Source organism: Paraburkholderia sp. D1E (assembly GCF_052682275.1).
The window spans coordinates 4385562-4398171 of record NZ_JBQYMB010000001.1; the positions used below are offsets into that span (position 1 = coordinate 4385562).

A 12610-nucleotide genomic window follows, 5' to 3' on the forward strand; every position below is an offset into this window, starting at 1 on the left:
GCGACAGATTCAATCAACCACCGCTAGCGGCTAGCCACGGGATGCATCAATTGCAGGCCCACACTAAACAATGTTCAGCCCCATCCGTAGCGCGTCAAAAAATCTCGCAGAGCGGGATTGACCGCGTCAGGATGCGTCAGGTTCGGTGTGTGTCCCGCACCGTCGACACAGATGAAATCCCGACACGCCGGAAGCCCTTGGGCAAGCGCCTTGCCGAAAGCCGGGTCGATCGCGATATCCGCTCCGCCATGGAACACGATCGCGTCGAGCGTGATCTCCGGCAGCCGGGACGTGATGTCGTCGCGATGGACTAGCGCATCCACCGGGTGCTCGAAATGCGGGATACCGATCCTGTGCCACTTGGCCACCCAGTCCGCCGCGTCATAGCCTTCGCCCAGCAACAGACGGGATAACGGCCAAGCAACGTTCGCCGCGCCGCCCGATGCCCATTCCTCTTTGAGTCTTTCGAACGACGCCTTAACCTGCTCGTCATCGGGCGCGCTACGCGTCGAGATAAGCGCAATCGCCCGAAATCGCTCGGGCGCGAGCAGGGCTGCGCGCATCGAGATGAAGCCGCCCTGCGACATACCGACGAGCGACGCCGACGTCACCTCCAGATGATTCAGCAACGCAATCAGATCCCGCGCGGAATCCCAGTAGCTGAACGCGTTAGCAACCGCGCCGGTTTCGCCGAAACCTCGCTGATCCCACGTAATGCACCGGAATGTGTCGCGCAGCGCCGCCACGTTCGGAGAAAACATCTCGTGATCCATCAGGAAACCATGACTGAACACTACCGCGGGCCCATCAGGGACGCCCTCTTCGTGATAAGCGATACGGATGCCATCATGCGTGAAGCTTTTCATGCGTCTCTCCCCGTTTCTTGTACTCCGCACCCGCTCTGCATCTTCAGGCATCGGCCATCACCGGATGTCCCGCCCACATCCCAGCCGATATCCCTGTCAACGCGGGGCCAGCGCCTGGGAAGACTGCCTGCGGGCAAACGTACGTCCTGCTAACCCCAGTGCGCCCAGCGTCACGATGGCAGCCGCCGCCGGCAAGGTAGCCGTCAGCACAATGTCCCGCGCCGGCCAGCCCATCGAGAGCAGCGCACCGCTGATCGACGGGCCGACAAAGGACCCGATCCGCCCGATGGCATGCCCCCAGCCCACGCCGGTGGCACGCATGTCGGTGGGATAGAACGCGACGGCCAGCGCGGTCAGGCCCATGATGCAATTGATCAGGCCTGCACCGATCACGCCGATCATCAGCAACACGGCCGGCCCGCTCAACTGCACCCGACCGAGCACGAAAACGCCGACCATGACCAGGACGATACCGATCGTCAGCGCCGACTTTAAGCGTACCCGGCCGGCCAACACCATCGCGGTGACGGCAACGGTCATGATCACATTGCCGCTCAGGCCACCTAGGCTGAAGGCAGCAATACCCGAGGATGCCTTGGCGGCCGAAAAGCCAAAGGACGGCAGCAGCGTTGGGATCCAGAACAGCAGCCCGTAGATATCCATGAAGACCAGGAAGGCAAACAGCCATAGCAGCAGCGTGTACCCCGCACGCGCCTCGCAAAACAGCGACCGCAGCTTGCCGCCGGCGCGACTCGCCTGATCCCGCCCGCCCGCCAGCTCCGCGCACAAAGCCGGTGACAACACCCGGAAGAACGGCACCGTCAGCACGAACGGCAACAGGCCGCCCACGATGAAGATAGATTGCCAACCCAGATGCTGCATGAGCGGTCCGCCTGTGATCCCGCCCGTAACCGAACCGACCGACATGCCGGTCGTCACCAGCAGCGAGGCGGCAATCTTGTGCTTTGGACCCATGATGCTGGTCGAAGCCGTAATGGCGATCGGCAGCACGGAACCGAGCCCGATTGATGCGATCAGGCGCAGCACCGAGAGCATCGCAATATTGGTCGAAAACACGCCAAGGAACGTGAAACCGCCAAACAGAACGACACTCGCGACGCCGGCCGCGCGATATCCGATCCGCTGGGCAAGCGGGCCGATCACGACATAGCCGATCAATGCCCCTACATTGGTCGCCACGAAAACCGGCGTAAAGCGCGCCGGAAGCAGCCCCCACTCATGCGCGAGACGAGGTACGACGAACGACACCGACGTCGTGTTGAACCCATCCAGCAGAATGACAAGAAAGCATGTCAACAGCGCAAGCGTACGCTGCACGTTGCCGGTCAGATAGACCGTCTCATCAGTCTCCCCGTCCATATTCATCAGTTTCGCCATCATCCGATCTCCTCCTTCCTGTGCATCCAACGGGCGCAAGCGCCGTCATCCAGCGCTTCCGCCCTATGCTCACGAGAGCGTCGCAGGCCTAGTCCTGGTTCTTCCCGGCATGCCCGGCAGGCGCGACGGCCTGCTCCTGCTGTACAGGTTCCCCCTGGCGGGCAAACCACTCCTCAGCGCTGTCGATGTTCATCGTGAAAAGATCCGGCCGCCGCGCGTAGGTCATGCCGCCCATACGCGCGACCGGGCGATAGGCCTGTGCGTTGACGTACATCCGCTCCGGGTCAACCAGACCTTCCCGCGCATGAAACCGCACGATTTCCCCGATGACGAGCTCGCCCTTCGAACCCAGGACGAGCGACGCGATGCGCCGGCACTCAAGCGAAAACGGAGCTTCTGCGATACGCGGCACCGGCACATCCACCCCATCGATCAGTGTCAACCCCGCCGCATCGATTTCGCAGTAATCGGGCGGAAAGTCGATCGCCGCGACATTGGCGGCCGTAACCAGATCCTCGTCGACGAGATTGACGACGAAGACCCCGTTGGCGGCGATATTCCGGGCCGTGTCCTTGACCGTTCCGTCGAACCGCTTCTGAACGCCGAGCACAACCACGGGTGGATCGGGCGAGAACACGTTGAAGAAACTGAACGGCGCGGCATTGACCACACCGTCCTCGCTCACGCTCGTCACGAACGCAATCGGGCGAGGCACCACACTCGCGCTCAGGAGCTTGTACCTGTCGCGCGGGTGCAGCGATGCCATGGCGGCCTCGAAGCTCATCGAACGCTCTCCGGAAGCGCCAGCTTCGCGACGAACCAGTCCGCGATCCTGCTCAGCGCCGGCTCGGGGCGGTCCAGCTGGACGTGCGCTGCACCACCTTCCTCACGCGTATAGACACGCAGTTCCTTCGACTTCGATCCGATCGCCGCGTACAGCTTTTCCGCCTCGGGCAGCGGCGTCTGCTTGTCGTCTTCGCCCTGAACGAGCAGGATGTCGCAGCTGATCTGCTCCGCCACGCCTTCCAGCGTGAACTTCTCGAGTTTGGTGAGCGCTTCGTCATAGCTCGACACGCCGAGAATGCGCAGCAGATGGGTGCCCGTTGTGCCGAGCGCGGCGTCGGCGTTGACGCTGATCGGCTCACCCGGACGCACGTTCAGACGGCGGGCCCAGATGCCGTGATAGTCGTAGATCGCGCCCCAGGCCACGCAGGCCTTGAGCCGCTTCTCGAACGCGGCCGCGCGCGGCGCGTAATAGCCGCCCATGCTCGCGGCGCAGATGCCGACGCGCTCGGCGTCCACGTTGAAATGGCTGACCAGGTAATCGTAGGCCACGCCCGCGGCCACCTCGGAATCGTAGCGCGCAGTCAGCTTCCCCAGGCGCAGCGTCGCCCCTTGCCCCGGGTGGTCGATCGCGAGGCAACTGATGCCCCGGGCAGCAAACGCACGGGCCACGTAGAACATCTCTTCCTTGGTCCCATCGAGACCGTCCGAGAGAATGACTGCAGGCGCCAGCCCTTCCACGCCCTGGGCGGGCACGAAGTACGCGGAAATGAAGCTGCCATCGAACGGGATATCGAACGTGTCGACACGCGGATGCATCAACGCGGCGGCACGCGCGAAGGTGTCCATGTGGCTGGCGAACGTGGCCGGCGCCCGATCGTCGTCCGGCGGCAAAAACGCCTCCGCCCACTGGTAGTACTGGGCAGCCCGGTAGTACGCCTCGCTGGCCGTCACCGTTGTTCCGCCTTCGATCGCTTCGTCCCCGACAGCCTCTACCTGCTCGGCCAGCTTCTTCCAGGCATGATGCCAGGCCAGCCCATCCCCCCACGGGCCGGACTTCGATGCGTCCAGGAGATCCTTGCAGACCCAATGGATTTCGCCAAAGATCCCGCCGCTTGCCAAACAACGGTTCACGGCCAGCGACCACATGTAGTTACCAGGGAAATATTCAAACATCTCAATGCTCCTCATTTTTTATGGCGCGGCCTGCTCCACCGCACCCCTATCGAAATCTGTCTCACCACCTTGATGGGCCACCGGTGACCGGCCGCCGGCCTAGTCCGTCGCGCTCCGGCGGTAACCTGTTTCGCCGCCGAAAAGCGTTGCGCGCTGCGACCAGTCGTGCGTCTTCTCCCAGAGTTCCAGCACGCTCATGGCTTCCGTCCTGAACTGCGCGTCCTGCGCGGCTGTCGACGTGTGCGCGGTGAGTTCGAGACGGTGTCCGGACGGATCGAAGAAGTAAATCGAATACAGGAAGTCGTCGTGGTTAGTGGGTCCCACTACTGGGATGCCGGCCGCCTGGAGTCTCGCCTTCGCCTCGTCCACGGTCGCCTTGTCGGCGACCCGGAACGCGAAGTGCTGCACCCAGTCGGGCGTCTCCGGATCGCGTCCCGATGCCTGCCCCCGATCGCGCGGCAGTTCGAAGAACGCGATACAGCTGCCGTCGTCCATCTCGAAGAAGATATGGATATGCGGGCTGTACGCGCCCGTCGACGGCACATGGTCCTCGCCCATCGCATGGATAAACTTCAGTCCGAGGACGCCCGTGTAGAAGTCCGCCGTCTCGCGCGCATCCCGGCAGCGAAACGCCGCGTGATGCAGTCCCTTGCAAAGCATGATGTCGCTCCTCGAAAATCTCGCCGACGCGCGCGGGTCAATGCCCGCTCGACACGAATCGCTGATCGATGGCGCCGAAGACGCTATGCCCCGTGCGATCGAAGTGCTCGATCCGGACCCGTTCGCCGAATTTCAGGAACGACGTCGCGGGACTTCCGTTCCGCAGTGTCTGCAGGGCCCGAATTTCGCCGATGCAGCCGCAACCGGCCGATTCATTCTCATTCGACACCGTGCCGAGGCCGATCACGGTACCCGGCTCGAAATTTCGGGTCTGCGCAGCATGCGCAATCAGATGGCCATAATGAAACGGCGTATCGATTCCCGTCTCGATGTTGCCGACCTGTTCGCCCCGCACCCAGCAACGCATCTCGCCGCTCACCAGTCGGCCGTCCCACAACTCGCCGAGCTCGTCCGGCGTCACCGCGATCGGCCCCATGCTCGACGCAGGCTTGCCGGTCAGGAACCCGAACGTCCGCTTCAACTCGGCGGGAATCAGCGCCCGCAGCGAGACGTCGTTGAGCAGCACGAACAGATGAATGTGTTTGCAGGCGTCATCGGCCGACACCCCCATCGGAACGTCGCCGGTGAGCGCCGCGATCTCCGCCTCGAAGTCGATGCCGAGGTCCTCGGACGGCAACCGCACATCCTCGTTCCAGCCCAGAAAACCGTGAGAGACGCCCTGATAAACGAGCGGCCGATCGTACAGATCATCAGGCAGCGGCTCGCCCCGAGCCGCGCGATTGCGGCGGATGTGACTCAGATAGGCCGCACCATCCAGATACTGGAACGCGCGCGGCAACGGTGCCGCGAGCGCCTCCGGAACCAGATCGAAAGCCCCGGTGGCGATGCCCTCATTGAGCGCGCCGTACAGCCTCCGCAGCCCCGGCGCCCGCTCCGCCCAGTTGTCCAGCGCCTCCTGCAAGGTCGCCGCAACGGAACTTGCACTCACTGCCCGGCTCAGGTCGCGACTTACGACAATCAGTTTGCCGTCGCGCCCGGATTTCAACGATGCCAGTTTCATTCAACCCACTCCTCTCGATTAGCCTGCGCTTTCAATCAATTGCACCTGTCATGTGCCATCGATGGTAGGCTGAAAATTCAGGAAGATGCCCCTATTTCCATTCCGTGGACACAGATGCGTGATGTGTCATTTTCCGTATTTGCCTCGAAATACTGGGATACTCCGCATCGCTAGCACCTCGTTCCGTCGTTGCCGGATTGATCCGATTTCCAATTGATGGAATCAGCAGGCGACAGACGCTGCGGGACCCATGAAGGTCGCGTCAGAACGTGTGACGCACGCCAATGTCGACCGCGATCGTGCTGCCTGGCACCTCGTGAGGCAGGGACGGCCCTGCGATGAAGCCCGTGTTCATCCTGCCGTGGTTGTCCACGAAGCCGAACTGGGTATACAGGGTCGTCTCCCTGGAAACGAAATAGGCCACGCCGGTCGCTACGAGGATAGAGTGATCTCTCGAGTTGTTGCCGTTACGCGTGTACCAGGTTCCCGCGTTGAGATTCCAGGACGGCGTCATCTGGTAATTAAAGCCGGTGCCATACACCTGGCTCGAGAAGCCACCCTTGACCTTGTACAACGCATAGTCCGCGCCGAAATCCAGTTGGCCGAAGTGGAACTTGACGCCCGCCGTTCTGCCCGCAAAAGAGGCCGTGCTGGGTGCAGGCGTGCTGGCTGCCGTCCCGCCACTGTCCCCGTTGTACATGGCGGCGTCTACGTGCACGAACGGCGTGTCGTAGGCCAATCGGAAAGCATATTGGCGACCCGCGGCAAAATCCCCCGGTTCCCCGCCGAGCGCGATCATCGCGCTGCCCTGCAACCCGGCGATCTTCGGACTGTCATAAGTGATCGCATTGGCGTTGAACATTCCGGTCACGAAGACATTGTCAACGTACAGCGTCTCGGCGGAGCCGAAGAAGAACGAGGCGCCTCTCGGGTCGGTCGCGACGACCGAGCGAAAGAACGGGGAAAACTGCACCCCGGCCGTGAGTTTGCCGTAATCGTCGTTGTCCATTGACAGATAGGTCTGGCGACCGAATGCATTCTTGTTCGAATTGCTGAAGGCACCCGTCCCCAAACTGACACCGCTCTCAATCCGGAATTCCATCCGGGTGCCGCCGCCGAGATCCTCCACGCCGCGCAACCCGAATGAACTGGCCCATGTCCCACTGTCGTTGAACGCATAGATATGACCGGCATTGCTTCCGTTTGCCGCAGGATAGTGCGAAGCATAGAGAAGGCCAGCGTCCAGCACACCATAGAGCGTGACACTGGATTGCGCATGAGCGACCCCGCCACAAAGTAATGCGCCCCCCGCCAGCGCGCAAAGATACGGCATCTTCCGGATAGAAAAAGAGCACGGCACGATATTTGTCTCCATTGGTATTTATTTTCGATTGCGAAAAACCGTATCGAAAACCGTATCGATTAGCATATCTAACCTCTTACGTGCCAATGATAGGTCTTTCGATCGACTGGACAGGGCATCTTCCAGCCAGTGGACACGAACACTGTCGGGTGCCGCTCCGGGAGAGCCCGTCAGTATTGCCGGGGAAAACTGTGCAGCGCGCTCTGGATAGCGGATGCGGTCGACTGCAGTCTGCGCGATAGCGATTCGATCCGTGCTTCAGTCATTCGGCTATCGACGGCCGCAACACTAACCGCGGCGATCGGGTTGTCCAGCGTGTCGCGGATCGCCACCCCGACGGCCGTCGTCCCGAGCGTCACCTGGCTGCGGATCAGCGAATAGCCGTGCTTGCGACAGGCATCGATGGCCGAGCAAAGCGCCCGGGAGCGCAGCGATTTGTTTTCGCCGTGGCGCTGCACGAGATGCTCGATCGTGACGCGGCGCTCCTCCTCCGGAATCGCGGCGAGAATTGCGAGCCCGCCCGCGCCGAGCCCCAGCGGGCGTCGGCTGCCCACTTCCAGCGTGACGACCCGAATCGTCGACGGCCCCTCATAGCGGTCCGCGCAGACTGATTCATTGCCGCTGCGGACGGTGAGATAGACGGTATCGCCGATGTCCTCTGCCAGCCGACCAAGAATCAGACGACAGGGTTCGCGGATGTCATAGATCTGCGATGCCGCCAGACCCAGTTCCATGCTCAGCGGACCCAGTACGTAGCGTTTGTCCGATTCCCGCTGCACGGCCATGCGTTCGGCAATCAGCCGATGCAGCAAGCGGTGTACGGTCGAATGCGGCAGCCCGGTCGTGCCGGACAGTTGCGTGAGCGCCAATCCATAGCGGCCCGCGGTGGCCAGCAGACGCAGCAATTCCAGCGCACGTTCGATCGTGCCCAGGTCGGTACACCCCATACTGCGGGACTTGACTCGCGCATTCATCGGAAAAGGGCTTGTGTCAGCAAATGATGTCCAAGCCTAAACAGAAATGAAGGCGTGTGTAACTGGTGTTTCTATCAAGATTTCCACCAGATGAACATGCCTGCTACTAACGCCATACGTCGACCGGCCTGCTGCACTCAACAGCGTGCTTCCGCTCGAACCGCAGATCATCGCGTGGTCGCAAGTGTTTCCGTCATCATATTCGCCTCCGCGTGTCGCGCTTCTTTGTCGACGCCTTGAATGCCCGGATTGTCAATCCATCCAAACGTGCCTGTCGAATGTCCATTGATGGCTGATTGTGATTTGAAAAAGTCGCTACGTTTTTTCAGTTCCCTCGCGAGAAAATCGGCCTCTCAGATCACCCTATAAACGTTTCGCGTACACCGGTCAAGGTGCAGGAATACCCATGAAAACTTCGTCAGATAGTCCGTCACCGACTTTTTCAAATGTGAGAGACTTCCCCGTCCCGGTGTGACGCTGAAGTCGCAGGCATCAAGTGCCATGATTGAGGTGCCATCCATCAATCGGAACAGGAGGGGGAAGTCATGGACCAGCTTACTACCGTCGGCATCGACCTGGCAAAGGACATCTTCGCAGTCTGCGTGCTCGATGCTACCGGTGTCGTGTTGCAGCGACGCTGCTGCGACGTGAAGCACTCATGCGGTGGGTTGAGCAACTGCCTCGCTGCCGCGTCGCAATGGAGGCCTGCGGCTCCTCTCACCACTGGGGACGCTGGTTTTCCGCCCGCGGTCATATCGCACGCCTCATTCCACCCGAATTCGTCAAACCGTTCCGCCCCGACGGCAAGAACGACGCAGCCGATTCTGAAGCAATCGCTGTTGCCGCACGGCAGCCGACCATGCGCTTTGTAGCAATCAAGTCTGTCGACCAGCAGGCCATTCTCGCCTGGCACAGCGTACGTCAGGGCCGGCAGGAGGAACGTACCTCACTGCTTAATCGCACGCGCGGATTGCTGGCTGAATTTGGCGTGGTGATTGCACGTTCAGCCGACCGCTTTCTTGGCGCGTCGCCCACGCTGATCGAAGACGCCAGACTGCCTGACCCGGTGCGTGCCATGTTGCTTGAGGTGCGCGAACAACTGGTCGCGCTGAACCTGAGGCTTGCTCGCTGCGACCAGCAGATCGCCACTCACGCCAGAAACAGCGATGTCGCCAAACGCGCCGGCGAACTACTCGGCGTCGGTCCGGTAACATCGAGTGCACTGGCCGCCACAGTGCCCGATGCGGGGGTCTTCAGAAACGGGCGCCTGGCTCGGCCTGACACCACGGCAGCACAGTTCAGGCGGCAAGACCAGGCTGGGACATATCAGCCTGCGCGGCAACGTCTATCTGCGCACGCTGCTTGTTCAGGGCGCCCGAAGTACGTTGCAGTCGGCGTTGCGTGCGGACCCCGCGCACGCAAGCCGGCCACAACGGTGGATCAGACAACTCCACGAACGCAAGGGCTCCCACAAGACGCTGATTGCGATTGCCAACAAGCATGCCCGGATGTTGTAGGCGATGCTCGCAAAAAACGAACGTTACGATGCCGACGCGTGGCAACGTCATCCGGTACATCCGCCGTTACCACCCGCTACAGCATGACCCGGTTAGCCTGAGACTCAACTACTGCTCGACGCGATAGCAAGACGAGGTCGGACCGAACGGGAGAAGAACCCGACGATTCTGTTGGCGAGTCATCATCGCACGCGGCGTATCACAACGCGCCTGTTCGCCGGTTTTCAAATAGGGTTCTCCTGTGCGGCCCATATCGTGGCCCGCCCGATACGTCTCGGGCAACAAGGCCGTTTGCAAAGACGCAGTCTGTTCGTGGTATTGCTTCGACACGACTTTTATCAGCTGGCGGATAGCCTTTCCGGCAATTAAACAGCAGTCTTGATGTTCGACGACAAGCGTGTGCATACCCACCGCCCTCGTTCTCGAAAACATTGAAGAAATTCGTGACGAAATCAACCTACGAGTCGCCAACGTAGGCGCACAAACTGCAAGCAGGATTGGGAACAAAGCATCGAGTTGATGTTCGATTTCTCAAACGTAGATGACCAGACGGCTCTGGAGGCGGCAATCATGAAATCGCTCATCAAAGCTATTGCTATTGCACTTTGAAGAGCCGCCCGCATTTACCGCGAGTTCTTACGCTTACCTGCACTACAAACTTAGCCTGTGTGTCCTTGCCGAGATGATGGCTGAGCGGGGTGGGTCACTCCCGCACACGACGATTCTGCCTTGCGCGCAGCGTTATACGCCCGAGTTCGCCAAACGCTGGAACCGGTTTGGCACACCCCGGACAGTCGTGGCGTATCGACGAAACGTACCTCAAGATCCGCGGTAAGTGTGTGTATCTCAATCGCGCGCAGGATCGGACCGGCCACACGGTAGACTTCACGCTACGCGACCTCGCACCGGGCCGTGCGCGAGATGAAGGCTGACGGCCTGCTTCCGGCCAGGACCGCGGTCAGATCTTCGAAATATCTGCCTTGTGTTTCCGTTGTCTTCATCATACGGCTCGCTCTTTTTGTCGGCAGGTGATCCTATCCTGCGGCTCTATCGCGATAAAACTGAGAGCGGCACATCTTCCTATCCTCAGTGGCTATCGGCGCGATTCTCGAAACGCCAAATATCGACTGTCTTCCAGATTCCCGCCGTGTTGAACGGATCGTCGAGAACGAAGCGCCGGACCGTTTCAATATCGTCCGACTCATAGTGAAAAAAACTCCCGCTAACCGTACCGTCGAGCTCGATCAGTGGCCCCGCGATCAGGGCACGCAGCGTCGAGGCCTGCAATCGTGCCTTATGTTCCTCAAAGTGGGCACGACGACGCTCCGCCATCTGGCTATGATCAAGGCAGTAAACGATGAATTGCATTTGGGATCCTCAGTGAACAGAAAAGACCGGTGGCTGAGCCGCCCGGACCGACCTGATGCAAGACGGCGGACAACCGCCGCTGCCGCGCCATCAAGCTATAAAAAACTCCGATATCCAATCAACCTTGCGTCGAGCGACAGATAGCGCGCCAGCCCTTCATGGACCAGCGCGTTGCCACGCATGCCTACTTTCTCTTAGACGGCACTGTAAGGCTTGCACTGCTCGAATCACTGACCGGAAAATACCCCCTGCTTATCAGATCGTCCGCATTTTGCGATTCGACTTCCTTACTTGAGCGAGGCGACATACGCCTAGACCTATGCGATCTCATCGTCGCGGAGTAAAGGCACGACCTAGCTCATCAGCTTGCCGTTGCCGCCGCCCTGCCCTCTCCTCCATGCGTGCAACTACTCGCTCACATAGGTCTCGCGCTACCCGGTGATTACCTTAGATACTGCCCCGCAAGCCATGGATGAATTGCGGCTGCAATATTGGCGTCAACGCCATGAACAGTGCAGCGAGTCGCGCCAATTGCGCTCACGTATGCCGCGATCTCCTCAGAGTTCCGTTCGCCCCAGCCATACGGCAAACGCCGCGCCGAAGAATGCCCGAGCGACTTTGACGCACCACAACGCGCTTCTCCTCATTGACGTGCGTCCTGCACTTTGGCTAAGTACAGCTTACGACAACGGAAGCATGCAGTCCTTGACGACTGGTCGCGTCGCTTACCAATTAGTCCAGTTTTGCTGAATCAAGGGTCCCGCACAGCGGCCGACCTCCAGAGGAAGTTCGCAGCGTGAAAACACGCGCATTCGCAATATCAGTTCCTGATCAAGCTAGGCGACGGCCAACGCGGTTGCACATTGAGCGCCGACATGCGCTCTGCCTGAACCCGTGGGTCGAGCACGCCAAGGCCAGCACCAACGACCGTCGTCAGTGCGTGCGAGACATCCAGTGACCCCATCCAGCCGCTGGGGAAGTAACGAAAAAATCGGCACTCCGTCTCCCTCGAAGCTGAAGCGACGTTCATCACCGACGACGGCAAATTCGCCCTTCGTCAGAACGAATCGCGCAATGTCGCATCGGACGGACCTTGCACATCGCGCATTGTGCGCACGCTCCAGGGTGCTGCTGGTCGCGACACCCTTTCTCCGTGACGCACAGCCATCGGAACAGAACGCCGGATAAATCGCGCCGTTGTAGGCATGCGTGGCATGGTTCAGACGGAACACGTTCCGGACCACCAAGAAAAACGAGCCTCTTCCTGTCCGTTGCGTAATCTCGCCCCGACTTTCAAACGCCCGAGCGGGCGGTCAGGAATAATCGGACTATCCGGTAAGCGTCCAGGCGACTCCATTAAGAACGCTATGTCTCGAGTCTATACAGAAAGCCAACAGGAAACTCTGCGGCTTGACGCGCCCGCCACTTTTTGCGCAGGCGCCGGATGCACCCAGCGCTACGGTGTTCGGCAAGTTCGGTGTATC

Annotated in this window: 10 protein-coding genes and 2 pseudogenes; 2 read left to right on the plus strand and 10 right to left on the minus strand. The window is 60.5% G+C overall.

All coding sequences use genetic code 11. The annotated features are described in order from the left end of the window. Positions 1-74: 74 nt before the first annotated feature. The 8 genes from ACUN0E_RS19655 to ACUN0E_RS19690 form a co-directional block, all read right to left on the minus strand. Positions 75-866 carry an alpha/beta fold hydrolase gene (locus ACUN0E_RS19655; protein WP_445567667.1) on the minus strand — a complete coding sequence of 264 codons (792 nt, stop codon included), beginning with the start codon at positions 864-866 and terminating at the stop codon, positions 75-77. Positions 867-962: 96 nt separating this feature from the next. Further along, on the minus strand, positions 963-2267 hold the full coding sequence (locus ACUN0E_RS19660; protein WP_445567668.1) for an MFS transporter: 1305 nt from the start codon (positions 2265-2267) through the stop codon (positions 963-965). Positions 2268-2352: 85 nt separating this feature from the next. Continuing rightward, positions 2353-3048, minus strand: coding sequence for a flavin reductase family protein (locus tag ACUN0E_RS19665; protein WP_445567669.1), 696 nt, complete (start codon positions 3046-3048; stop codon positions 2353-2355). After that, positions 3045-4223 carry an alpha/beta hydrolase family protein gene (locus ACUN0E_RS19670; RefSeq protein ID WP_445567670.1) on the minus strand — a complete coding sequence of 393 codons (1179 nt, stop codon included), beginning with the start codon at positions 4221-4223 and terminating at the stop codon, positions 3045-3047. The genes ACUN0E_RS19665 and ACUN0E_RS19670 overlap by 4 nt, the downstream gene beginning before the upstream one ends. 99 nt (positions 4224-4322) lie before the next feature. Further along, positions 4323-4883 (minus strand): VOC family protein, encoded by a 561-nt coding sequence (locus ACUN0E_RS19675; protein WP_408233434.1) that lies wholly within the window; start codon positions 4881-4883, stop codon positions 4323-4325. 37 nt (positions 4884-4920) lie between these two features. Continuing rightward, positions 4921-5904, minus strand: a complete 984-nt coding sequence (locus ACUN0E_RS19680) for a fumarylacetoacetate hydrolase family protein (RefSeq protein WP_408233437.1) — start codon at positions 5902-5904, stop codon at positions 4921-4923. A gap of 262 nt (positions 5905-6166) precedes the next feature. Then, positions 6167-7279, minus strand: coding sequence for a porin (locus ACUN0E_RS19685; protein ID WP_445567671.1), 1113 nt, complete (start codon positions 7277-7279; stop codon positions 6167-6169). A 158-nt stretch (positions 7280-7437) separates the two neighbouring features. Then, on the minus strand, positions 7438-8241 hold the full coding sequence (locus ACUN0E_RS19690) for an IclR family transcriptional regulator (RefSeq protein ID WP_445567672.1): 804 nt from the start codon (positions 8239-8241) through the stop codon (positions 7438-7440). A 545-nt stretch (positions 8242-8786) separates the two neighbouring features. On the opposite strand from ACUN0E_RS19690, the pseudogene ACUN0E_RS19695 reads away from it, so the two are divergent. After that, positions 8787-9755: pseudogene (locus ACUN0E_RS19695) on the plus strand (IS110 family transposase); the annotation flags it as partial. Positions 9756-9866: 111 nt separating this feature from the next. Here the strand turns inward: ACUN0E_RS19695 and ACUN0E_RS19700 are convergent. Then, positions 9867-10163 (minus strand): hypothetical protein, encoded by a 297-nt coding sequence (locus tag ACUN0E_RS19700; protein WP_445567673.1) that lies wholly within the window; start codon positions 10161-10163, stop codon positions 9867-9869. Positions 10164-10401: 238 nt separating this feature from the next. On the opposite strand from ACUN0E_RS19700, the pseudogene ACUN0E_RS19705 reads away from it, so the two are divergent. Continuing rightward, positions 10402-10736 (plus strand): annotated as a pseudogene (locus tag ACUN0E_RS19705) (DDE-type integrase/transposase/recombinase); the annotation flags it as partial. A gap of 108 nt (positions 10737-10844) precedes the next feature. On the opposite strand, the gene ACUN0E_RS19710 reads toward ACUN0E_RS19705, so the two are convergent. Further along, positions 10845-11126: a YciI family protein gene (locus ACUN0E_RS19710; RefSeq protein WP_408233450.1), complete on the minus strand. Its 282-nt coding sequence runs from the start codon at positions 11124-11126 to the stop codon at positions 10845-10847. Positions 11127-12610: the final 1484 nt, after the last annotated feature.

Coding starts and splice junctions, on each gene's coding strand:
- ACUN0E_RS19660 (WP_445567668.1), bottom strand. CDS start 2,267: ATGATGGCGAAACTGATGAATATGGACGGGGAGACTGATGAGACGGTC.
- ACUN0E_RS19700 (WP_445567673.1), bottom strand. CDS start 10,163: ATGCACACGCTTGTCGTCGAACATCAAGACTGCTGTTTAATTGCCGGA.
- ACUN0E_RS19675 (WP_408233434.1), bottom strand. CDS start 4,883: ATGCTTTGCAAGGGACTGCATCACGCGGCGTTTCGCTGCCGGGATGCG.
- ACUN0E_RS19665 (WP_445567669.1), bottom strand. CDS start 3,048: ATGAGCTTCGAGGCCGCCATGGCATCGCTGCACCCGCGCGACAGGTAC.
- ACUN0E_RS19690 (WP_445567672.1), bottom strand. CDS start 8,241: ATGAATGCGCGAGTCAAGTCCCGCAGTATGGGGTGTACCGACCTGGGC.
- ACUN0E_RS19670 (WP_445567670.1), bottom strand. CDS start 4,223: ATGTTTGAATATTTCCCTGGTAACTACATGTGGTCGCTGGCCGTGAAC.
- ACUN0E_RS19655 (WP_445567667.1), bottom strand. CDS start 866: ATGAAAAGCTTCACGCATGATGGCATCCGTATCGCTTATCACGAAGAG.
- ACUN0E_RS19685 (WP_445567671.1), bottom strand. CDS start 7,279: ATGGAGACAAATATCGTGCCGTGCTCTTTTTCTATCCGGAAGATGCCG.
- ACUN0E_RS19710 (WP_408233450.1), bottom strand. CDS start 11,126: ATGCAATTCATCGTTTACTGCCTTGATCATAGCCAGATGGCGGAGCGT.
- ACUN0E_RS19680 (WP_408233437.1), bottom strand. CDS start 5,904: ATGAAACTGGCATCGTTGAAATCCGGGCGCGACGGCAAACTGATTGTC.